Origin of the sequence: Bacillus sp. (in: firmicutes), assembly GCA_017656295.1 — a bacterium.
Classification (GTDB): domain Bacteria; phylum Bacillota; class Bacilli; order Bacillales; family JACDOC01; genus JACDOC01.
Window position 1 is genome coordinate 22057 of the sequence record JACDOC010000011.1, and the last position, 24274, is coordinate 46330.

19 protein-coding genes are annotated in these 24274 nt (G+C 38.1%); 1 reads left to right on the forward strand and 18 read right to left on the reverse strand.

The genetic code is table 11. The annotated features are described in order from the left end of the window. Nucleotides 1-156: 156 nt before the first annotated feature. From H0Z31_10235 to H0Z31_10265, 7 genes are all read right to left on the reverse strand, one after another. Nucleotides 157-912 carry a TerC family protein gene (locus H0Z31_10235; protein ID MBO8177818.1) on the reverse strand — a complete coding sequence of 252 codons (756 nt, stop codon included), beginning with the start codon at nucleotides 910-912 and terminating at the stop codon, nucleotides 157-159. A 261-nt stretch (nucleotides 913-1173) separates the two neighbouring features. Next, nucleotides 1174-2700 carry an aldehyde dehydrogenase family protein gene (locus H0Z31_10240; GenBank protein MBO8177819.1) on the reverse strand — a complete coding sequence of 509 codons (1527 nt, stop codon included), beginning with the start codon at nucleotides 2698-2700 and terminating at the stop codon, nucleotides 1174-1176. Between the two features lie 28 nt (nucleotides 2701-2728). Continuing rightward, nucleotides 2729-3823 (reverse strand): SDR family oxidoreductase, encoded by a 1095-nt coding sequence (locus tag H0Z31_10245; protein MBO8177820.1) that lies wholly within the window; start codon nucleotides 3821-3823, stop codon nucleotides 2729-2731. An 80-nt stretch (nucleotides 3824-3903) separates the two neighbouring features. Next, nucleotides 3904-6966 carry an efflux RND transporter permease subunit gene (locus H0Z31_10250; GenBank protein MBO8177821.1) on the reverse strand — a complete coding sequence of 1021 codons (3063 nt, stop codon included), beginning with the start codon at nucleotides 6964-6966 and terminating at the stop codon, nucleotides 3904-3906. 157 nt (nucleotides 6967-7123) lie between these two features. Beyond that, the gene (gene nhaC / locus H0Z31_10255; protein MBO8177822.1) at nucleotides 7124-8542 is read right to left on the reverse strand and encodes a Na+/H+ antiporter NhaC; all 1419 of its coding nucleotides are present in this window, start codon (nucleotides 8540-8542) and stop codon (nucleotides 7124-7126) included. Nucleotides 8543-8914: 372 nt separating this feature from the next. Continuing rightward, the gene (locus H0Z31_10260) at nucleotides 8915-9388 is read right to left on the reverse strand and encodes a GNAT family N-acetyltransferase (GenBank protein MBO8177823.1); all 474 of its coding nucleotides are present in this window, start codon (nucleotides 9386-9388) and stop codon (nucleotides 8915-8917) included. Nucleotides 9389-9507: 119 nt separating this feature from the next. Beyond that, nucleotides 9508-9747: a YueH family protein gene (locus H0Z31_10265; protein ID MBO8177824.1), complete on the reverse strand. Its 240-nt coding sequence runs from the start codon at nucleotides 9745-9747 to the stop codon at nucleotides 9508-9510. Between the two features lie 171 nt (nucleotides 9748-9918). On the opposite strand from H0Z31_10265, the gene H0Z31_10270 reads away from it, so the two are divergent. Next, the gene (locus H0Z31_10270) at nucleotides 9919-11136 is read left to right on the forward strand and encodes a NupC/NupG family nucleoside CNT transporter (protein ID MBO8177825.1); all 1218 of its coding nucleotides are present in this window, start codon (nucleotides 9919-9921) and stop codon (nucleotides 11134-11136) included. Between the two features lie 40 nt (nucleotides 11137-11176). On the opposite strand, the gene H0Z31_10275 is transcribed toward H0Z31_10270, so the two are convergent. From H0Z31_10275 to H0Z31_10325, 11 genes are all read right to left on the reverse strand, one after another. Continuing rightward, a complete protein-coding gene (locus tag H0Z31_10275; GenBank protein ID MBO8177826.1) occupies nucleotides 11177-11677 on the reverse strand; it encodes a glutathione peroxidase in 501 nt (166 codons plus the stop codon). A 235-nt stretch (nucleotides 11678-11912) separates the two neighbouring features. Beyond that, nucleotides 11913-13211, reverse strand: a complete 1299-nt coding sequence (locus H0Z31_10280; protein ID MBO8177827.1) for a hypothetical protein — start codon at nucleotides 13209-13211, stop codon at nucleotides 11913-11915. Then, nucleotides 13208-14554, reverse strand: coding sequence for a YheC/YheD family protein (locus tag H0Z31_10285; GenBank protein ID MBO8177828.1), 1347 nt, complete (start codon nucleotides 14552-14554; stop codon nucleotides 13208-13210). The genes H0Z31_10280 and H0Z31_10285 overlap by 4 nt, the downstream gene beginning before the upstream one ends. Continuing rightward, nucleotides 14511-15914, reverse strand: coding sequence for a YheC/YheD family protein (locus H0Z31_10290; protein ID MBO8177829.1), 1404 nt, complete (start codon nucleotides 15912-15914; stop codon nucleotides 14511-14513). Before H0Z31_10290 ends, H0Z31_10285 begins: the two co-directional genes overlap by 44 nt. Further along, a complete protein-coding gene (locus H0Z31_10295) occupies nucleotides 15911-16960 on the reverse strand; it encodes a hypothetical protein (protein MBO8177830.1) in 1050 nt (349 codons plus the stop codon). Before H0Z31_10295 ends, H0Z31_10290 begins: the two co-directional genes overlap by 4 nt. 153 nt (nucleotides 16961-17113) lie before the next feature. Continuing rightward, entirely contained in the window at nucleotides 17114-17824 is a 711-nt protein-coding gene (locus H0Z31_10300) for a C40 family peptidase (GenBank protein ID MBO8177831.1), read from the reverse strand. Nucleotides 17825-17838: 14 nt separating this feature from the next. After that, nucleotides 17839-18246 carry an NUDIX hydrolase gene (locus H0Z31_10305; GenBank protein ID MBO8177832.1) on the reverse strand — a complete coding sequence of 136 codons (408 nt, stop codon included), beginning with the start codon at nucleotides 18244-18246 and terminating at the stop codon, nucleotides 17839-17841. Next, the gene (locus H0Z31_10310) at nucleotides 18233-20104 is read right to left on the reverse strand and encodes a 2-aminoethylphosphonate--pyruvate transaminase (GenBank protein ID MBO8177833.1); all 1872 of its coding nucleotides are present in this window, start codon (nucleotides 20102-20104) and stop codon (nucleotides 18233-18235) included. The genes H0Z31_10305 and H0Z31_10310 overlap by 14 nt, the downstream gene beginning before the upstream one ends. Next, nucleotides 20097-21227 carry a phosphonopyruvate decarboxylase gene (gene aepY, locus H0Z31_10315; GenBank protein MBO8177834.1) on the reverse strand — a complete coding sequence of 377 codons (1131 nt, stop codon included), beginning with the start codon at nucleotides 21225-21227 and terminating at the stop codon, nucleotides 20097-20099. Before aepY ends, H0Z31_10310 begins: the two co-directional genes overlap by 8 nt. Continuing rightward, the gene (gene aepX, locus H0Z31_10320; GenBank protein ID MBO8177835.1) at nucleotides 21220-22818 is read right to left on the reverse strand and encodes a phosphoenolpyruvate mutase; all 1599 of its coding nucleotides are present in this window, start codon (nucleotides 22816-22818) and stop codon (nucleotides 21220-21222) included. The genes aepY and aepX overlap by 8 nt, the downstream gene beginning before the upstream one ends. 47 nt (nucleotides 22819-22865) lie before the next feature. Beyond that, a complete protein-coding gene (locus tag H0Z31_10325; protein ID MBO8177836.1) occupies nucleotides 22866-24263 on the reverse strand; it encodes a UDP-N-acetylmuramoyl-tripeptide--D-alanyl-D-alanine ligase in 1398 nt (465 codons plus the stop codon). Nucleotides 24264-24274: the final 11 nt, after the last annotated feature.

Sequence of the window (24274 nt, forward strand, 5' to 3'; positions counted from 1 at the left end):
AATAAGCTATTTTGGTCTGGGGGTGTTATAAAAAATATTTTACAAGTTCGTTTTAATCCACCCTCAACCTTTATTTTCAGTAACGGTGCAATTCTCGAGGTGAACGAAAAGCTGTATTTTCGAACAAAATAAAAAGAGCCCTAAATCAGGCCCATTTTAGTATGATTTGCTTGTATTCATTTTTGTTTTAGAACGAAAATAGCCTCCAAATGCGATAATGGCTAGTACCGTCCAGAATATCATTTTCCATTCGAACGATTCTGGTACGTGTTCGTTAATAATGTGCAGTTGTGGATGAGATAAAGTAAGAACAGCAAGTTTTACTCCTACCCATCCGACGATAAGAAACGCGGACGTTTCAAGTCCAGGATATTTGTGCAGCAAATTGACAAATACATTAGCCGCAAATCGGATGATCACAAGACCGATAATCCCACCTAAAAACATGACTAAAAATTGTCCACCATCAATCCCACCGACGCTAAACCAACCAGTTGGTGTAAGTGTAACCGCCAAGGCAACGGCGGCAAGAATGGAATCAACAGCAAAGGCAATATCGGCTAATTCAACTTTCAACACTGTCATCCAAAATCCAGATTGGGATGAAGTTTTTTGTTCTGCATTTTTTCCGTTTTTACTCAGTAAATGTTTCATCGAGATAAACAATAGATACACGGCACCAATTGCCTGCACTTGCCATGAGTTGACTAAAAACGAAATCAAGAACAAGGCGGCAAATCGGAAAACAAACGCACCAACTAATCCATAAAAAAGAGCTTTTTTCTGCTGCTCTTTTGGCAAATGTTTGACCATAACGGCCATTACGACAGCGTTGTCTGCAGCTAAAATTCCTTCTAAGCCAACAAGGACAAGTAAAACCCAACCATACTCCATCAACATCGTCACATCCATTTTTCCTTCCCCCAATAATGATTATTGAATTTTTGATGTACACGCATACTAGAACGTTTGTCCATGAAGGCAATATAAAAAGACCTTTGCCTTCATGGCAAAGGTCTTGCTAGACACACTGTAGTGCCAACAAAGCCGATGGGAAACTCCCATGAAATGACGACTTTGTTTTAGGTACAACTGTACCTAACGCTACTCCCCTTTGACGATCAACACGTCCTTATTAACCTATTTAGATTATACACAATGTATTCCAATTTATCAAGAGTTTTTGGTCATTTTTAACAAGGTTAGATAATCTTTCATAAAGCCAAGCCAATTTCTCTTTTCCCCGAAATAATGGCGGAAGAGAGATAAAAAGAGTTCATATTTTCCATTATACGGATACCATTGAATTTCCGATGGTTTTGTCCCTTTATCAACCATTACTGATTTTGTATGACAAAACGTTAAAATACCAATAGTTCCATGATAACGACCGATACCGCTATGTTTCACCCCACCAAATGGTAAATGATGATTAGCAACGGAAACGATCACATCATTAATGACCACATTTCCAGTCACTAATTGCGAAGCGACACGTTTCGCTTTTTCTAAATCTTTTGACCAGACACTCGAGTTTAACCCGTAATCCGATTGATTCGCTAATTGAATCGCTTCTTCTTCAGTTTCAAAAGGAATAATCGGTAAAATTGGACCAAAAGTTTCCTCATTCACAATATCCATATCCGTCGTTACATTACTTAATACCATTAACGGTAAAAACATCGTTCCATCCCATGTTTCTGGTGGTGTTCCCGTTTCTAAGGTAGCACCTTTTTGTAACGCATCTTCCACATGCCGTTTGACGATTTCGACTTGATGCAGATACGTCATCGCCCCAATGTCATCATTCGGTCCCGTTCCTCTCTTCAAGTTAGCGACTTCTTTTTTCAACATTTGGACGAATTGAGGAAGAATGGATTTATGAACAAATAGACGCTCCGTACTCATACATACTTGCCCGCTATTGGTAAATGCTCCCCAAACCGCCCCTTTCACTGCTCGTTCAAGCGGAGCATCTTCAAAGACGATCATTGGGTCTTTGCCTCCAAGTTCTAACGTTGTTGGTATTAAATTCTTTGCCGCAACTTGCTGAATGATTTTTCCGGTACGCACAGAACCTGTAAAGAAAATATAATCCGGCTTTCCTTCAGTAAGAGCGGCGCCTACTTCTTTTCCTCCATGAACCACTTGAACGACACCATCTGGAAATCCAGCAATATGAAATAACCGTTCAATTTCCTTTCCAACGAGAGGCGTGACTTCTGATGGTTTTAACAAGACCGTATTTCCGCTTACAAGTGCACTTAGCATCGGGACCATCGATAAATTCATTGGGTAATTCCAAGGGGAAATGACCAAAACCACGCCCATCGGCATGTACTCAACATACGATTTTTTTCCCCATAACATGAGTGGCGTTTTCATTTTTTGTCGCTTTAAGACGTGTGGTGCTTCTTGTTCCAAATGTAAAATCGCATCAATCGTTGGCATCACATCAGCCGTAATGGCTTCCGTTATTGATTTTCCGGTATCTTTTGAAATCACTTGGGCAAGATGATCCATTTTTTCGGTCATTACGAGGCGTAACTTTCTAAAATAATCTAACCGATCTTTTAAAGATAGTCGGCTCCAATCACTGAAAGCATTTCTCGCCTTTTCATAAATCGGATGAATTTCTTCCAATGGTGTTTCGACAACTTCAGAAATTTTCTCACCGGTAGCTGGTAAAATTGTTTCCATCAAGTTGGTTAACATATCGGTCTTCCTTTCATGATACATGAATGTGAAGTTGTGGATTGTCATAGTTTTTTTGATAAAAGGCGACAAGAGCTGGGATAATCTCAGTAACGCTTGGGCATCTTATGGTAGTTGATTGTAAATCAGTCATCGCTTGCGTACAGTCAAATAAGCCATTTCCAACAAAATAATCGATAGCCTCTTTTTCTACTCGTAAATGTTTTCGAATTGCGGGTATGTGTAATACCCATTTCCCAACGAAAAGGGGAATTTTCCCGTATGGTCGTTTTCGAAGCAATTCTCTCATCAGTTGCCGATATAATTCGGAAACAGCAATTGGATTGGGATTTGTTAAATGATACGTTTTTCCGATCCCAATTGAATTCGTCCCTAGAAAATAAGCTGCATCGATTACATAATTGTAAGGAACAAGATTCGTTTCCGTTGTGTTAATACCAATTTGTGGAAGAACAGGCAAACGTCGAAGCGCAACTAACATATTTAAGACCATATACGGACCATCAAATTTTGCCGTTTCTCCCGTTTCCGAATGACCAACAACGATACTCGGACGAAAAATGGTGACCGGCAATTCGCTTTTTAACGGCTCGACAATACATTCAGCTTCAAATTTCGTTCTTTCATAATAATTACGAAAAGAGGGGGGAGTGATGAGCTCCGATTCGTAAATCGTCCCCTCTCTTGTACCAGCGACATAAGCCGTTGAGAAGTAGTTGTAACGTCTTATTTTTTTACATTTCCTTACTAATTCGTTGACATTTTCAGTTCCAGTTACATTCACTTTATATGCGATATCTTTCGGTACAGCTAAATCATAAATGGCAGCTAAATGCCAAACAACCTGTACTTCATTGACTAGCTTATCGTACATGTCCTCAGATAATCCTAATCGATTGAGCGAAATGTCTCCCTCTAATAATATAAATTGACTGGCTGAAAGACTCAAATGCTCAACAATTTGTAAAATTTCTTTTTTGCCTTTGTCCATTAGATGTGGTTGACATAGCAAATACATTTGGACATTCGGTTGATGTTGGGCAATTTTTTTGATTAACCGAGCGCTCAAAAACCCTGGAAATCCTGTTAACAACACCGTCTCTCCCATCGATTTCCCCCTTCATCCAAACTTCCCATTACAATATATTTCCTTTAATTGCGCCTTAGTCATAGATGGGACTCAATTTTTTATGCTTTCTTCATACGTCTTGTTTCTTTATCAAAGAAACTATACACAATCGGGATGATAAATAATGTAAGGAACGTACTACTAATTAATCCACCAATGACGGTAATTCCCATTGGTTGGTTAATTTCTGTTCCTTCACCAATTCCTAATGCTAATGGAAGAAGCCCTAAAATCGTTGTTAAAGCTGTCATTAAAATAGGACGAGCTCGAACTTGAACAGCTTCGACAATAGCTTCTAAACTGTCCAGTCCAGCCGCTTTTCGCTGTTGAATGTAATCGACAATGACGATGGCATTGTTAACGACAATACCGGCTAACACAATAACCCCAATGATTGCCGAGATACTAACAGGTGTCCGGGTAACGGTTAACGCAATCGCCACACCAATAACCATTAATGGAACGGTAAACATAATGATAAATGGATACTTAAACGATTCAAATTGCGCGGACATAACTAAGTAAACTAGGACAATGGCTAATCCCATCGCTAACAACATGTCATCAATAGAACTTTCCAATAATTCACGATCCCCACCAAACGTAATCTCCGTTTCCGGTGATAAGTTCAATGCAGCAATTTTTTCATCAACCAGCCTAGAAATTTCGCCAAGGTTCGTCGTTGATTTATATTTCAACGTGAATTGCACAGCATCCTGCTGATTGATCCGCTGAATGTTCACAGGGCCTTTACCAATTTCAATGGAGGCAATTTCCTCTAACGGTACAAATTGACCAGATGGGGCTTTTAATTCGATTGCTTTCAAGGCTTCAACGTCTTTTGTAAAAGCATCATCATATTTCACGGAAATACCATGCACATTTCCTTCATCGTCCACAATTTGTGTTGCTTGAACCCCACGGGTAATATTATTGACGGTGGTCGCCACTTGGGCTGGGACAAACCCATAGTTTAAAGCTTTTTCCCGGTCAACCGTAATTTGTACTTCGTCTACTTTATTCATTACATCGGTTGTAATTTCATTTACGTCTTTTAAGTCCACTAACGCCTCATAAATTTTTTCAACCGATTCGTTCAACCGTTTTTTGTTTGTATCTTTCACGCTAAACGATAACGTTTGTGGGGCATTACCTGAGGTTGATTGCAAATTAAAGGAAAGCTCCGCGCTTGGATGTCCAGAAATCGCTGCTTTTTCCAATTGTTCTTTTACATCATCAACAAATTCAAATGTAGAACGTTCCCGCTCATCCAATGGCTTCATTTTCACATAAATTTCAGCAATATTATTTTGACTTGTTCCCCGGAATGATTCTTCTTGTGTGGAACCGATAAGGCTTACAAATACGTCAATATCGGATTCCTTTTTTAATACGTTTTCGACTTCTTTCACCACTTGTTCTGTTTCCGATAACGCTACACCATCCTCTAACGATACCCGTATATTGAAATAACCTTCATCGGTAGCGGGTAAAAATTGCATTCCAACCGTGGAAATTCCGTAACCCCCAGCAACTAATAACGCAAACGTAACGAACAGCACGACAAACCGATGTTGAAGTGCCCACCGTACAGAGCGTTCTAATTTTTTCAACGGCTTCGATCGTCTTCTCCGTGCTTCCTCGTGTCCTTTTAACGGTTTCAACCAACGGCTAGCAAGCATCGGAACTACAGTTAAGGCAACGACTAATGAAGCTAATAAACTAAAGGCAATCGTTAACGCAAACTCCGAAAACAGTTCGCCAATTAATCCAGTGATAAAAGCTACAGGCAAAAACACAGCAACAGTAGTTAATGTGGAAGCCGTAATTGCACCGCCTACTTCTCTTGCACCATCTCGAGCCGCTACTTTTGGATCTTTCCCCATAGAAAGGTGTCGATAAATATTTTCAATAACGACAATCGCGTTATCAACGAGCATACCGATTCCTAAGGCGAGTCCACCAAGCGTCATGATGTTTAACGAAAATTTGGCGAAATACATAAGAACAAACGTGACAACCACTGAATACGGAATGGCGACTCCTATAATAATTGGACTTTTCACACTTCGTAAAAAGAAGAACAAAACAATCATCGAAAAAGCGCCACCTAAAATAAGCGCATTACCGATGTTTCCAATGGATTGCTCAATGTACTCTCCTTGGTCAAATAATAGGTCAGCTTTAATGGACTGAAAACGCTCCTCTTGTAACAGTTCATCCAATTTTTTCTGGAATTGTTTCGAAACCTCCGCTGTGTTTGCATCCGATTGTTGAAGAACATTTACTAACACAGACGGTTGCTGATTCGTACGAGTGATCGTTTCCTGTTCTTTCGATACCAACTCAACGTTCGCTACATCGTTTAACCGAATCGTTTCACCTGTGACAGGATTTTTTGTCACAATCAGATTTTCAACATCTTCAACGGTATGTAACAAACTAACGATACGTGTTGTTAGCTCTTTGTCTTGGGATAAAACCGTATTACCTGGTAAAGATATTTGATTCGCTTGAATAACATTGACAATATCACTTTGCGTTAATCCATATGTCTTTAATTGGTCTTGATCAATGAGGACCCGAATTTCTTCCGTGATTGTTCCAGACGTCGTTACACTCGCGACGCCATCTACTTTGGAGAGTTCAACTGTTAATTTCTCCGCTAAATCTCTTAACGATGCCTCGTTCTTTTCTCCCCGTATGGATAATTGAATAATCGGAAATTGGGACGGATCAAATTTTAAAAAACGAGGTTTCACCTCATCTGGAAGAGGGGTTTGGTCCAACCGCTGCAACACTTCATTTTGAATATCATCAATTGATGTATCCCATGTAAACTCCATTAAAATAAAGTTCGACCCTTCTTGGGAAGTCGATTGGATATTTTTAATACCTGGTAATGTTGCTAAATTCGCTTCTAATGGTTTCGTCACTTTTTCCACAACTTCAGTCGGGCCTGCACCTGGGTAAGTAGCTACAACGACCCCTACCGGTGGACTAATATCAGGAATCAGTTTTAACGGTGTTTTCAATAAAGATACCGTCCCCAAAATTAAAATAAAAATCATTGTGACCATCGTAAAAACAGGTCGCCTAATGGAAAATTCACTTATCTTCAATTTATGTACTCCTTTCTAGCTTTGACCAATTAGTTTAATTGATGAACTACATAGTTTTACTATATAACACGGAATTTTTCTCAAGCAACTATTTCACTCCTTGTTTCGAAAAAGTTTATTTTTTCACCTTGAATGAATAAAAAAAGAGTCAAATCCGTTACGATTTGACTCCAATTGCTTTTTCTTTTACCGGTGTTGACAAGTAGGTAAGCGTCCAGCCAGTAAATCCAAAAAGGACAGTAATCAAAGGGGATAACAAGCAGAAAAACGCAAACGGGACGTATTCGAGAGTAGGTACCCCAAGGACCGATGCAATAAATACTCCGCATACCCCCCAAGGAACGAGTGGATTAATGACCGTACCTGCATCTTCTAGAACACGTGATAAGTTTTTATTGGCTAAGCCTAGTCGTTGGTAATGGGATTGGAACGCTTCACCGGTTAATAGGATGGACAAGTATTGTTCTCCAGCTAATAAATTGACCCCAATCCCTGATAAGACGGAAGCTAACACCACGGATTGGCGATTTTTTAACCATTGGTCAATTGCTTGAAGTATGGAAGGAACAATGCCCAATTTAAATAATAACCCTCCCATACTTAAAGCTAATAAGACAAGAGATATCGTAAACATCATGCTGTTAATTCCGCCCCGGGATAGTAATGCATCAATCGCTTCATTTCCTGTTTCTGAAACGAATCCGCCGAACAATACCGAAAATAGCTGACTGATCGTTAAATGTTCATGATATATAAATGCAATAACAATGGCCGATAAACTACTTATCGCTAACGTAAACAACGTCGGAACTTTAAAAATAGTCAATATGAACAATAAGATTAACGGAATTAGGCTATCCCAATGAACGAGTCCGCTGTCTAAGAGTGCCTGCTTCATCTCTTCCACTTTAGAAAAATTTGAAGAAATCTCTGACGGTGACATGAATACAAAAACAACGAGAGTAATAATTAATGCTGGAACTGTCGTCCAACTCATATTGCGAATATGCTCAAAAAGATCCACTTTGACAATTGATGCAGCCAGATTTGTCGTATCCGATAACGGAGACATTTTATCACCGAAAAAGGCACCCGATACAATCGCACCAGCTGTAATTGGTAACGATAAATCTAATGCGCTACTGATACCAATAAACGCCACACCAACCGTTGCCACGGTCGTTAATGAGCTACCAATACAAACGCCAACAATTGCGGTGAGGAGAAAAACAATCGCATAAAAATATTGCGGCACAATCAGTTCAAATCCTCCATACATAACTGTTGGAATCGTTCCACTTAACATCCAGCTACTGATAAGAATTCCGATAAAGAAAAAGATATAAATGGCTTGGATCCCTGATTTCGCCCCATCAACCATTCCGTCTTCTAAATCTTTCAACGGTACGTTTCGAATGAATCCATATCCCATTAAAACGAGAATGGCTATCAAAATCGGAACTTGTGGAGCGGAAGAGAAGGAAAAAATACTGACAAAAATACTAAGTAATATCCAAAGAGACAACAGAATGGCTTCCCAAAGCTTCGGCGTATAAACTGGTTGAATACGAAACATGAAAGATTCCTCCTTTTTTTCGAAATAAAAAAGAGCCTCCTTCCCTTTAGGGACGAAGAAGCTCTCCGCGGTACCACCCTAATTGATGAATGTCGTCATTCACCCACTCTTGCATTATCTGCCGTTACGAACAGTGTAATTCGTCCGAGTAGCTGCCTAGATTTTCACCAACCATCTAGTCTCTATGTGCTGCCCACTACACGACTACTTCTTCTGTTCAGCAAATCCATTATGAAACTTTTCTGCTTAAACGCTTTTAAACTTAAACGCTTTTAAGTGATAAAGTATGTACTTTTAATTTATCATAATTTTTTCATACGTCAAGTAGATTTAAAAAATAAAAAGGCTTTTCAGGAAGAAAGCCTTCTTTCTTTAGAGAATATTTTTCACAAACAGCCATTCATCTTGAATGACAATACCATTATTAGCGACGAGAGGGATTGTCGGTTTCTTTTTTCGTGCTTCACTAACAGCATCTTTTATCACTTTTTCAAGACGGTACCCTCGTTTTTGATAAAACTCGATGGCGCGAATATTATCATTTGTTGTAATTAATTCCACTCGTTTTATTCCTTCTTTTTGTGCCATCTCTTCTAACGTTCTTAACAGCAATGAACCTATTCCTTGATTCTCAATAAGCGCGTCTAACGATACAATTTCCCAAGCATGCTTTCTTTTTTTGTACGTTAACAATCCTTGAAGTTGTCCTTCGTCACTGATGACCGCTAAAGAAGGTAAGTCAGGACAATAATATATTCCCGTTGAAACGATCATTTCACAGCCTCCCCAATGCTCTTGGAAAAAAGCTACCATCGTTTCTTTAGGTAATTTCGTCACCACGTTCATCTCGTTCTCCTCCGCTGTAAGAAAAATCTATTTTATATATATAATAGAAGAAAAAGGTATTCTTTTTCCAGAATAAAAAGCCGTTCATTTCCTTTTTTGGAATTGAACGGCTTTTTTCATTACATTTCTTTCGTCCACTGGTCGATGCGTAAGGCAAGAGCTTCTGCTTGTTCTTCATTCAAACGATTAGTTAATGATTTGATAAGCTTATTAATAAGAGACTCACCAAATTCATCGTACGTAAATTGAATAGACCATTCGGCACTAGGAAATGCTACCATAAAGTATTCCTCTTTCTTATTTTCGTAAATAAATACTTTTTCTTCCTTGTTATCCATAAAAATTTTTCGGATTTTCATTACCTTGCTCCTTTCTAGTATTATCAAGGATTGACAGAGGTCATACCTCAGACGTAAGGTGTCATCGTTTGTAAAATTTGTCGAAAAAGCATTGTTAATTCCAGATTTGCATTGTAAAATAAAAAAACTGTGACGGCAAGGTTTAAATACATCATTGGGGTGAAGACAAAAATGAACTATGTATGGGGACTTTTAGGAATTTTAGTTGTACTTGGGATTGCCTTTTTATTCTCAACGGCCAAGTCCAAAATTAAGTTACAAACAGTGCTTGGCGGACTTGCGATTCAATTTGTATTCGCTTTCTTAGTATTAAAATGGGAAGCTGGAAAAAATGCATTGAACAAACTAACAATGGGGATTAACAACATCATTGGGTATGCCAACGAAGGGATTAACTTTTTATTTGGTGGTTTATTCGCTGAGGGTACAAACATCGGATTTATATTCGCGTTCAACGTTTTACCAGTTGTTATTTTCTTCTCAGCATTAATCTCTGTGTTATATTATATAGGTGTTATGCAGTTTTTTATTAAAATTATTGGTGGTTCCTTAGCAAAATTATTAGGAACACGTAAAGCAGAATCCATGTCTGCAGCTGCTAACATTTTCGTTGGACAAACAGAGGCACCGCTTGTAATTCGTCCATATTTAGCAAAAATGACTCAATCCGAATTATTTGCCGTCATGACAGGTGGTTTAGCTTCTGTAGCCGGTTCTGTATTGATTGGATATTCTCTACTTGGTGTTCCATTAAAATATTTATTAGCCGCAAGCTTTATGGCGGCACCTGCTGGATTAGTCTTAGCAAAAATTTTCGTTCCAGAAACTGAAGAAAAAGAAGAGCCAAAAGAATTTGAAATGGAAGCGGATACGGAGTCTGCAAACGTCATTGATGCGGCTGCACGTGGGGCAAGCGTCGGTTTACAACTTGCACTTAACATCGGTGCAATGCTTTTAGCTTTCATTGCTCTTATTGCCCTTATTAACGGTTTACTTGGATGGGTTGGTGGCTGGTTCGGTTTCGACCAATTATCCCTCGAAGTTATTTTAGGTTATGTATTCGCACCTATTGCCTTTGCGATCGGTGTTCCTTGGGATGAAGCAGTATTAGCCGGTAACTTTATTGGTCAAAAACTGATTTTAAATGAGTTTGTTGCTTATTCTGCCTTTGCACCTGAAATACCAAACCTTTCTGAGAAAACAGTTGCTATCGTAAGTTTTGCCCTATGTGGCTTTGCAAACATCTCTTCTTTAGGAATTTTACTTGGTGGTCTTGGAAACTTAGCGCCTAACCGCCGTGCCGACATTGCGAAATTAGGAGTACGTGCCGTAATTGCTGGTGCTTTAGCTTCTCTATTAAGCGCTGCGATTGCAGGTATGTTAATATAATAAAAAACGCAGGGGACAAGCTCCTCCTGCGTTTTTTACTTCATTTTCTTGATATTAATGACTGTATCTGCCCCTCTATCTTCGCTGGGTTCGTTTGTGGTGCTAAACGATCTACGACATTTCCTTTGCGGTCCACTAAAAATTTCGTAAAGTTCCATTTAATTTCTGAGCTTAATAACCCTTTCTTCTCTTGCGTTAACCATTTGAACAATGGGTGCGCCTCTTTACCTTTCACATTTACTTTCGCAAACATTGGGAACGATACTCCATAATTGACTTGACAAAACTGCATAATTTCATCATTTGTATCAAATTCTTGCTTCATAAATTGGTCGCATGGAAAACCTAAAACTTCAAAGCCTTGGTCTTTATATTTTTCATAAAGCTCTTGCAACTCTTTAAATTGTGGCGTAAATCCACATTTACTTGCCGTATTCACTATGAGTAACACTTTCCCTTTGTACCCCGATAAGGTCATTTGTTCTCCATTTGGTTTTTCAACTGTAAAATCATAAATCGTCGTCACCAGTTTCCACCTCATTTCATATTTGGATTTAGCATACTTCGAACTTAATAGAAAATCAAAGATTATACACGAAAAACAGAAAGAAATATGAATTTACTTATTTAGTTTTTTCCGTTGTCACATAAATACTTTTCTTTATCGCAATTTCCTTGCCAGTTCTTTTAATCTTATTTATAAGTTAGCTATGATACACTTATCCAGAGCCAACCTATAAAAACAAAAAAGTCCCTCATAGATGAAGGACTAAGCTTTATAAAAATCCACTAAGTGATTTGGCATATTCAAGCGGAGCAGTCACGATATTGAAATACGTTTGTTGATCTTGTATCGATTCGGAAAGCATTTGATGTTCGTACAATGGGTCGATATCTAATAGCCATAAGTTTAAGTCTTCGTCTATCTTCATCGTGACACATAAGTCTGCGTACGTTCCATAACACTTCTCTATTAGTTGGCATACTGAATGACAAAGTGTGATTATTTCTTGTTCCTTTAAAAACACCTCTCGTTCGTTCAAATGAAAGGCATTCCGTAAGATTTCCTGTCCCGTTAAAGAAAATTCTTCGGCACCCTTAAAATCGGAAACAATTGCTGAACAACGCCAATGCTTGGAACGATTTTTTTGTAAAAAAGCTCTCAATATATAAGAGTTCCCCTCTTTATTGATTGACGAAATAAGCGGTTGGATGAGAAATGGTTCCTCAGGTATTAACTTTGAAAAAAGTACAGTGGCTTCATCTTTAGAATAGCTATATACTTTCCATTGATTTATCCATTGATATCTATTCTTAAGCTTCTTTACTTTATATTCCATACAATTGCTTCGTAAATGGATGGGTTTTAATACAACCGTTTCATGCATATTTAACATCTCATCTAAATTTTCCAAAGTCGTTAGTTGGTTCATAGAAAGTAAATGTGAAGAGATGGAGGGATAGGAGGATAGCCATTCCTCTAATTCACGATAATTCCATACATAAGAGTTCACTAGTTTTTCCCCATGTGAAGAGATAAGTTGTTCAACGACCGGTTCATCGAGACGAACTTTATTGATAAACACATCAGGTAGAGGAAATGTACTTAATTGAAAAGACGGCTGGTCACTCTTTTGATCCGGCTGATAAACATACCCTTTAACTGTTTGATTTGAAAAAGATATACTATCGGCCGCACAAATATAAAGGAGCCCACGAAGGTTCACATAGTTAACAACATAGTCCTTAAATTTTTGTATCGCATGAAGATCCATCTCTCGTTCTTCTCGAAATGCGATTAAGCCAATAACGGGGCCAACATGTATGACCCGATTGGTCATGGTAACATCGAATGGAATATTTTCCGGAAAATCAAAAGGGACATGCATTTGATTGGACAAAGCGATGACATTTTTCGTTATGTCACTTGAAAGCTCAACTTCCACTTCTCGCCGCCACGAACCAATTTGCAAAATCATCCGCCGTGGAATCACATCCATATCAAAAAATACGGATTCATGGACGACGATTGCATTTTTTATTTGCATTGGAACCTTTGTAATATTTACGATCATGTTAACTCCTCCGGAAAGCCGGCTAAATTTTTTGCGTATAGAAGATTCATCCGCTTGATTTCATAAAAAAGGGGACGATTATGAATATCAAGTGCGAACAACGGACTCGGATTTAAATTATTCACCTCAAGAATCCACACCCTTTGATCATGATCAATGGCAATATCTATTCCTAAATTTCCACAGTGTACACCACATTGTTCGATACATTGGGCGGTTTTTTTTACGAGCTCTGAAATCTCCTTCCGCCAAGCAAACACTTCATTTGGTGAAAGGTTAAATATTTTTTGTAACGTCACTTCCCCTATTTCAGCCGTCCCTCCAGCTAAAATATTGGTGATAATGCTCCCTTTTTGCCCATATTTGGCCACCATGCACATATCGTTCCATTCACCTGCTTGATCTTTCACTAACACGATTCGAAAATCAATGTTCTTTCCATCAAAAGAAATTAAGTCAAGCGCTTCCTGTAAAATTACTTTTTTACCTTTAAACCGGTTGAGGAAATACTGGTCTAAATCATATACACTTTTAAATGTCATCGTATATGCCGTTCCGTCCTGAGAATATTCCAATTTCAAATTCTGTTCTCCAAGTTTGGTAACTTTATATATTCTCTCTCCCATACTTCCGTGAACAGGTTTCACAAATATTTGGTCATAACGGTTCAATGTGGCTTCTAAGTCTTTCGGTCGTTTGTACAGAACGGTATAAGGTAAAAAGGTCTTTACGTCATCGTTTTGGGTTAACCATTGATACATCTCCCATTTATTGAATATATAACTGTTAAAAAAACGTTGACCAAACACTCTTTGAAAATAGTTTCTCCATTTTTTATTTAAATAAATGGTTTTAAAGACACTCGCAGGATATGAATACACACCGCTTTCCCATTTTTTCGTGTCTGGATTATACAAATATCCTTCAATCGTGTGATCGTTCGTGTGAATCCCCTCTAGTGAAAAAGCAACAATCGCTCCTCCAATATGGTCGTAATCGTATAAGTAATTAGATAAGTATTGCACCGTTTCATCTAAACTGCTTTTTTTCGATGTTGTCAGAAGACCGAGATAAGGTCCAATGATTAGTTCATTTGCTACTCGGCGGAGTTCGTACGTTCCATTAATAGGAATCCGTAACCATTCAATTATATCAACAGATAACTTGACTTCATTTTCATTTATTTTCGAAGAGATGTTCAAGTTGATTTCTAATACTTGCATGCCAAAACGTAAAAACCATTTTTTTGAAATGGGAATGTGTTGTCGTCTAGCAGTAGTCGGATGGATCGTTAGTGCATTACGTGCCTGTAAGTCCGGAATAATTTTGTATGTTCGTTTCATTATTTTCCTCCCAGCCAAAACCGGCAATAGAAGCTGAATAAAGAATAGGTTCGTAACAAATTTGACGGTAAATTCTTTCATCTAACAATTGAAACCCTTTAAATGTCGGACGAACATTCGCTTCTATAAACCAAAAATGTTTTTGTTGATCCAACGCTAAATCGATACCGAATTCGGCAAAATGGCCGCCTGTTTCATCCATCATTTCACAAAAATGTTTCGTAATGAATTCAATTTCTTCTTCAACTTGAAAAGAGGCGATTTCCGAATCAAAAGCTAACGCAAGCGCTTCCCTTAGATGAAGGGCACTTCCCCCATTTGAAATGTTGGTAATCATTTTCCCCGGTCCGGCAAGCCGGCACTCAATTCCGCTGCAAACCCAATTTTTCCATCTGTTTTTTTGCATAACGACTCGTATATCCCAAGGTCTTCCATTAATTTGCGCTAAAGGGATAAATGGCTGAATGATATAATCTTGATGTATATAGTTACCTTCAACTAAATATGATTGCAACTGAGAAAATAAAATACTTATTTCAGTAAATTTTCGATAATCTTGAATGGTTAACGTTCCATCATCATTTTTAGAGATGATGGAAATGCCTCGTCCCCTTGAAAGCTTATGTGGCTTTAAGATAACTTTTGTATATTTTGTAAGAAATGATATTAAATTTTCTGTAGTTAGGATGGCGGTTTCAGGTACATAAGAATGTAATTGTTCATTTTCTTTTAATAATTTATACATTTCCCATTTATCAAATCGCTTCTCATTAAAAACTTTCCAATTGGCTATATCGGTAACTTCCGTCACAAAATTATTTTTGGAGTTAAATCCTCTTCGATAAACAACCGATGGAAAAGGCAGTTTACCATATTCCCATTTTTGATTGCTGTAATTATAAAACTGTCCATAAATACATTTATCCTGCCAACTAATCGAGCAATGCCTAAATGCAATATATAGACCACCAACGTGTTCATAAACTCCCATGGCATCTGATAATTCTTTTAAACGACGGTCATGATAATAGTAATGCTGATCGCCAAGGAGAAATCCGATTACAGGACCGATATGAATCATGTTATCTTTAGTGTACATTTGATAAGTAGCCGACTCTTGGAAGAGTAGTTGCTCAAACACTTGGGCGGAACATTTCAAGCGTAATGGTTGATGAAAGTGATTGCCTGTATTTTTTTCTGTTGAGGTGTATTCAGATATCATAACCGAAATCTCTCGTTGGCCAAACACTAGTTTTGTCTTCGTTGGCAACTGTTTGGCTATTTCATTTGGGAAATAGACCACATTGCCAGAATATTCCGAATCTATTTCTTTTAATTTCTCTAATTTTATCCATTTCATGTTGTAAGACCCTTTTCTTTGACAGATTGATCCCGTAAATATAACAGGTAGAAAAAAGCATGGTCCAATAGATTAGATTGTTCTCCATTTTCTAATTGATTGAAGGTAGACAATTCTTGATCAAACCCGGCAACATAAATGAGATAAGGAAAACCTTTTTCTTCAAGAAGAAAATCAAGCGTACAACTGCCTAAAAGCGGAATATAAAAATCAAAATACTCCGCAATCTTTAATGTAAGATTGGTTAATGATTCTACTTGATGATTGGTCATATTTTGAACATTTTTTAACGAGGTGGAGATCATTTCTTGTTGTGAAAAGATTCCTTTTTTTACAACCATCAAGGGATTCGTCCATGTTCCTTCCGCCCCCTTTTGCAAATACATTCTTATTTCAAGTGGGGTTTTCTCTTTTTTCATACATGGAATCCCCTTCATTAAACGGAAATTTTTGTTATTGACCATTTTTAAAATATAAGTTTGAATGTCTTTACTTTCACAAACTTGTTCAAAATTGCCAATACAAATAATAAAATTGTTCTTCTTTGTTTTTTTAATGACTGCAGCTTTTGGAGAGACGTACGTCTTTTCAGGTAAGAGATATAAGGTATCATTAGCTTGTAACCATTCGGTTAATATAGTAGGATCTAAGGCTTCTGACGGTAGGAGAAATTGATGGGAACCTTCTAACGCTGTTAACATTTCAAAGATGATACCTTGGTCAAATCGATTAACCGGATTAATGACAGTGATGTTTTCCATTTTCCTTAACGTACGCATTTTACGAATATTTTCTTTTCTGGAAAAAAGGGCGAAGTTATAAATTAAAGGGGGAATGTCACATAGCCCTTCACGAATGGTGTTACCGTCAAGAATCGTACCACAAATGCATTGATAATCTAGATTAATTCCATCGATTGAAAACAAGACGGTTTTCAATCGATATTGTTTGGAATATCGACTGAATTGTTCAAGCATGTGTTGATAAAGGTGATGCTGTTTTTTTGCATGATATAAAAAGCCCAATTGAATCGGTTCTGTTTCCACAGTCTCACCCCTTCATAATTCCCTATAAGAGCATGGCATTTCAATTTTATTTTATGAATTTATTTCGTATCAGTGTCTATCCAAATGAGTCATCCAAAATATTTTTGAAAAATAGCTTACAGATACACATCTCTTTTACGTAAATCCGTTTAGCTATTGATGACGATTGGGCATAATAATCGGCTTTTGGGGTGGGAGGACGTACCGCTTTGGAATGACTGGTCCCCGATCTTCGTGACCATCGATAACGATTCCTGGCGTCCATGACCCTTCAGGTAAAATTCGTTGAACATTATAAAAATTTCTACCATACCATCGTTTGAAGCTTGATATAATTCCGATAGCAGTTGGTGTTCCTCTTGCTGTACAAATGACAGAAGGCCTTCCTTCTAACTCGCCCATGTAAATCCCTACATGCCCAATATAAACGGTATGATTGCTCCGCTCTTTCCACCAAGTAAAAATATCTCCCGGACGAAGATGTTTCACCCCTTCCAAGTGCCAATATTCATCAACAATCTTTTGATAAACACCGTCAACACGTTTCCCTATATCGACATACTTTTTCGCAACACCAGTCAAGTCAAATCCAAAATCGCCATAGACTAATTTGATAAACCCTGAACAATCGAGGACTCCATCAGAGTGATAAGAATTATATCCGTGTCCATATACCGTATAGCCATGCTCCATATACCATATCGCACGTTCAACGATTTGGTCCGCTAAACTCCCTTTTATATGTTGATAACTATCACGATACTGCTTCACTTTTTTTAATTCATTATTTTTATAATCGTTATAATTCGCTTCATATTTTGCAATCGCTTCTTCTGTTGTCAAAGAGATATAAGATACCACAATTCCACCCTCTTACATTACGATTCAATAAAAAATGGATGTTCTGTCTCATTCAAACATTTATGAATTCTCTCTTTATACGTTTTCCATTTCACCATTTGTAGGGCATCCTCGATGGAGAAAAATCCAGCATCTAACGCATCGTCCCCACATGTGACCTTTCCTCTAATGGGAGTTCCAAGAAAAAGAATGGTACAGCGACTATTTTTAATATCTTGTATAACGCCACATAATTTGATAATTTGGATCTCTATTCCGGCCTCTTCTTTCACTTCTCTAATAGCCGCCTCCTGAATAGATTCACCATTTTCTACATACCCACCAGGAAATTCCCATCCTCTTTTCCAATTTTTTACTAATAAAATTTCATTGTGCTCATTAAATACAGCCACAGAGCCTGCTAACCGATGTTTAGGAAATGCCATGATTCTTCTTCCTTTCAGGACAAAATCCAATCGAAAAGAGATATTGCTCTAATAGCTGAACAAATTGTTCCATATCTTTATATGTGATGTCCCCAATATTGGCCACCCGAAACGTTGGAAAATCATGAAGTTTTCCAGGATAAATGGTTATTCCATGTTGTTGAAAAAACTGATGCATTTCACCAAAACAATAGCTAGGAATGGTTGGTTCCACTATGGCCGTAATGATACGGGAGTGATGTTCTTTTTTTACCAAGTGGGTTAATCCTAAACGAGTAATGCCATTAATCAGCACTTCCCAGATTTTAGAATATCTCGCATACCGATTTTCAATTCCTTCAAGGCGAGTCTCTATGATGGCTTGTTTTAACGCATAAAGTGTTTGAACGGGAGGAGTAAATCGCATCTGTTTCGTTTCCTGGAAGTATTGATACTGTGAATACAAATGGAGATAAAAATTACGGGGACGAAGCTGTTTCGTCGCTTCTAAATGGTCTTTTCTCGCAATCACAAATCCAACACCAGCCATGCCTTGAAGATTTTTATTGGAACTAGCGGCAAGATAACTTATATTCATTGCTTCCATATCAAGAGGAATAGCCGCATATGAGCTCATTGCATCCACAATCATATGAATACCATATGTTTGACAAAGGCGTCCGAGCGAAGCAATATCATTTAACAGTCCTGTTGTTGTTTCGTGATGAACAACGGCAAGATGAGTAATCTTCCCGTTAAACTGATGAATGATCTTTTCGATGGATGGAAGGTGTAAAGGTTGATCAGGCCTACTTTCGAATTCCACAAAATTCAGGCCATATGCATCGGCGATTTGGCACATTCGTTTTCCGTAGGCACCGTTATTAATAATCAAGACAGTTCCATCACCTATTACGGAACTTAAAATAGACTCGACAACAGCCGTTCCAGAGCCCCCAAACAGGACGGTGGTATATTGATCAGTGGATGCAACGAAATTGGTTAATTCATCTGAAATAAATTGCATCACATAGCCGAATTCTTCTTCTCGCGGACAAATATCAGGAACAACTTGTGCATATTTGACAGTATCTGTCGTAGTGGCTGGTCCCGGATTTAGTAGAATTTTTCTTTGAACAGGCGGTTTCTCCCTTTCTTGAAGTTTGATGTACGGATAAATGTCACGTTTTGCTTGTAATAAATGTTCTTCGTTATCAATTTCACACCAAGCTAATGGATGGATTTTGTAGACGTAAAGTGGAACTTGAGAAGAAATACCTACAAGGGCGGCTTCATAATCGAGCATCAATTGTTCCTGAAAATGTTTTTCCGCATATTCGCATATCGTATGGAATGTAGAATAGGATAGTTTCGATATTCCTACTAACGCGACGCTAGGGTTAACTAGTTCCTCTTTGTTTTTGGACATCTTTTTTAAGAAGCATTGTTCATCGGTTTCGATAAAAACCTCGTCATTCGCCCCGGTTAAGCTGCTAGCCAAAATGACATCGGCACAACGATGGTTGATTAGTAGTTTAATTGCCTTTTTTTCATAGACTAAGTCACTTTCTAATAGAAGAAAGTCTTGACTAACCCGTTCTTTTAAACAATAAAGGGTGTATAAACTCCCGGTCGTTTCATACTTGTCGTTACGAACGCAAGTAATTTGGGGATATTGTTTAGCTAGTTCTTCGTAAGCCTCAGCTAAATAACCTGTTCCAATAACAATCTCTTCAATACCTGCCTCCAATAATTTCTGGATTGATTCTTCAATGATCGGTTTCTCACCGAGTTGTAAAAATCCCTTCGGCTGATGTTTCGTTCGTTCGCCCAGTCGACTTCCCATCCCAGCGGCTAAAATAACGGCTGTTTTAACCATTTAAAAACACCTTCAATCGCTCTTTCACTTGATGTGGCTTTAATGTTGGACGAGCAAGATTTTTCTTTGAGCCAGGTGCTATTTTCATATAAAGAAATGTTAAGCCTTTATGTTTCTTCCAATCATTTATTTGATCAGTTAATTCATGTAGGTTGTGAATGTAAATCGCTTTTGTATAACCGCAAGATGCTGCTACTTCAACAAAATCAACGTTGTGAGAAACTGTGCTTTGTCCTCCAGTTGAATCGTGTACATTATTGTCCAATAAAAAATGCAACATATTTTTCGGTGCGTAATACCCATTTGTCGCTAAACTACCCATCCGCATCAACAACGCCCCGTCACCTTCAATGACGAACACATCTTTATCTTTCTTTGTTCGTGCCATTCCTAGACCAAGCGAACTCACACAGCCCATCGAACCGACCATATATAAATTATTCGGGGCATCTTCCACTTCAAACAGTTCCCTGCCTGTTTTACCTGTAGTTGCTAATTGGACGGTTTGCTCGTCTTTCAATGAATTAATATGCTGTAAAACTTCCCATCGTGTCGGCAGTTGATCTTCTCCTGATCGATTTACCTTTTTTACGTTGAAATTTGTCCTTTGTTTTTCAATTTTAAGTGATTCCGTTGTAAACGTTCCTTTTTTCACAACAAAAAAGAATGACTGCTGATGTTCAATACAAGTTTTCGCACGCTGTAATTGCTGTTTTGCTTCGTCCAAGTTTGATGATAAGTAATCCCACTTGATTTCCATCAGCTCTAACATTTGTGTAGTGATACGCCCCATCAATTCATGTTGGGGTTCATCTGAAAGTCCCGGTTCCCCTCTTAAACTAACAAATCCAAGCACCGGGATTTGAAACGGATAATTTAAAGAAACAAGAGGAGAAACAGCGTTCGTTAACCCGGAATTTTGCATTAATACAACTGATTTTTCTCCAGCTAATGTCGCACCAGATGCAATAGCCACCGCTTCCCCTTCATTCGTTGCTGCTACATAGTCACATTCGTTCATCGCATAGTTGATTAAATGTTTAAGAAACGAACAAGGAACCCCACTAAAAAATGTGAAACCTAACTTTTTTAATTCTTCACCAAACAGTTTTGTGTCAATCAAATAACTCACCTGCTTTTTGTAAGTCACGAATTGTATCAATATCTAACCAAGAACCTTTGATATATTTCACGGCAATTTTGTGTGAAGAGCTAATGTAATGAAACAGATCGGCCATGGTCAGTTGGTGGAAATCTTCTCTTTCTGCCAAATGTTCAAGTGCTTTTTTTACAATGAGTGCCCCTTTTTTCGATACTTTCCATAACCCGATAAATTCCCCGTGGATGTCTTCTTCTTGTAGATTGTTAGACATATGGAGAAATTGAACGGTACTAGAGTATAACTTTTTAGAATAGGGAATGTTCGTGGTGACAAAATCTTTATCTTTACTGATGGTTTCGACGTCAGCATCGACGATGAGGGTGATATCGTTTAGGTCATTGAGAAGATCGTTGAGGATGTAATTTTTAAAAATAATATCTCCGTAGCTGATGATGGTATTTTCCTGTAATTGTTCTTTTGCTAGATATAATGAATACAGTTCTTTTGTTTCGGCGTATAAATCATTGTCAATAACTGAGAAATTGGCAGATGACACTTTATCTTTTGCGTATCCTCTCACTACGCAAATGTCTTTAATCCCTACTTTATGAAATTCATCGATTTGTGTAGTTAAAATCGATTTTCCACCGACTTTCAAAAGCGTTTTCGGAATCTCTTTGGTAAGCTCATCCATGTCTCCACGGCTAGCAGCTAAAATAATGGCATTTACTTTTTTTCTTGGGACCGGGAGATACTTCTTTTCTGCTTGTTGTAATTCATCTGCTCCTTGAAGTCGAAACACTTCATCGACCGGTACAACCGCTGATTCAACGTCGACTAGACTTTGATCTTGATAAATTTGACGGGTCGTATGTTGCATTGCCGTAATCGCTGCACGCAAATTATGATTGGCCCAAATCGCCACATTTACACCTAAATCTTTAAAAACTTGGGTCGGAACAGAATAATATTTCGTCGGGACAATGACGACCGGAAGCCTGCCGCTCCATTCTTTCATAAATGCTTTAATCTCTGAATGGTCACTTTTTTTACTATGAATTAATACCGCATCCGCTCCTGCTTGACGATACGCCTCCGCACGACGAAGAGCTTCCTGAAGTCCCCAGCCAGCAATAAACGCTTCTACTCTGGCGACCACCACAAATTCATCGTCTGCCTGACTATCTTTCATCGCTTTAATTTTTCCACAAAACTCTTCTACATCCGCTAAAGGCTGTGCCTCCCCGCTAATAAATGAATTCGTTTTTGGAAAGAGCTTATCTTCAATACATACACCGGCGATCTGTCTAGATTCTAATTTTTTTACAAGGCGTCGTGCGTTATTAAAGTTTCCATATCCCGTATCCCCATCTAATAATATAGGGATGGATGTGGCATCACTCATAAACTCTAACACATCTAACACTTGTGTCCATGACGCTTCATTGTTATCTCGTACGCCCAAAGACGCTGAGATGGATAATCCACTGGCCCAAATTCCTTTAAATCCAGCTTCTTCAACAATTTTTGCTGATATACCATTATGGGCTTCCATTAAAAAATCTAATGAACTTGAATTAATTATATGTCGTAACTGAGCTGTCTTTTTCATGTTGCCTTCCTTTCTAATCAAATATTTTTTATAAGTAGATAAAAAGACTATCGTATAATGGCCCTCTTAAACTGTTTAAAAGTGTCTTCTACCATCACACGATGAGGTAATTTTAAAAGAATCACTGCATCTGAATGGAGAAAGGATTTTACTGTTTCATAGACGTCCTTACCGTCCGTACAAAAATGCACATTGTTGGTGTTCATTCCTTGTTGCATTGCTACCCGACCAATTTCCTTTGCTTCATCTCCAACGATGATTAAGTGGTCTACGTTCGTGTTTACCACTTTCTCCCCCATTCGTGCATATTGTTCCATCGCATACTTTTGGTTTCCTAACTGTGGCATATATCCTAAAATGGCGATTTTTATTTTTGTACCGGATATGTCTTTAAGTACTTCAAGTGCTTCAGCCATCGATAATGGTGTTACGTTCCAAGTATCGTCAATAATGGTTACTCCACCAACCCCTTTTTGGATTTCTAAATGTTCCTTCATGTGTTCAAATGTAGCTAATCGTTCACAACATTCAGCAATTTCTATTCCTGCACTGGATGCAGCAGCAATCGAAGCTAAGGCATTGTACACATTCGATTTTCCATAACCAGGCACCAACACTTCATACTCGTTTTCTTGGTGCGTAAGGGTAAACTTCATGCCTTCATCTGTGTAACGGACATGATTAGCTTTAAAATGACATCCTTCACTCATACCAAAATAAATGACATGGTTAAAATCACTTATATCTACTACTTTTTTGATGTTCGGGTCATCGCCATTTAAAATGATGATCCCCGTCTTTTTATCAAGTCCTGTGAGAATTTCTGCTTTCGCTTTCATATACGCATCAGGGGTTTTGCAATCCTTTAAGTGGTACACATCAATATTTAGCAAAACACGAATCGGCGGCTGGAAATATTGAATCGTATTGGCTAAATATCCTGGCGATGCTACCGGCATTTCAAACACGGCTGCTTCCGTTTGGTCATCAATCCCCAGCAAATACTTTAAATTAAGGGACCTTTGATTATTACTTAGATAGGTAGAGTGGACGTGATAATACTTTCTTAAAATATGTTTGACCATCTGTTTCGTCGTTGTTTTTCCACACGTACCGGTGATACCGATGATTGGAATATCGAACAGGTTTCGATAGTAAGTTACAAATTTCCAGTATGCATCCTCTATATGCTCCACTTGAATCAAAATACAATGGTTTTTTACTTTTCTAAAAGCATCTGGTTCGTCGGTAACTACCGTAACCGGTTGATACTTTTTAAACAATTGTTTATCGATTTTCATATCGTTGTAACGGTAGAATAACAAGGTATGGTCCTTTATTTTTTTCGGACGATACGTAACATGTTCGATGAGTGGATTTCCTGACCCATGTGTCACATTTCCGTCAATGACGTTCACAATTTCTTGGAGATATAATGGTTTCATAGAATCCCCCC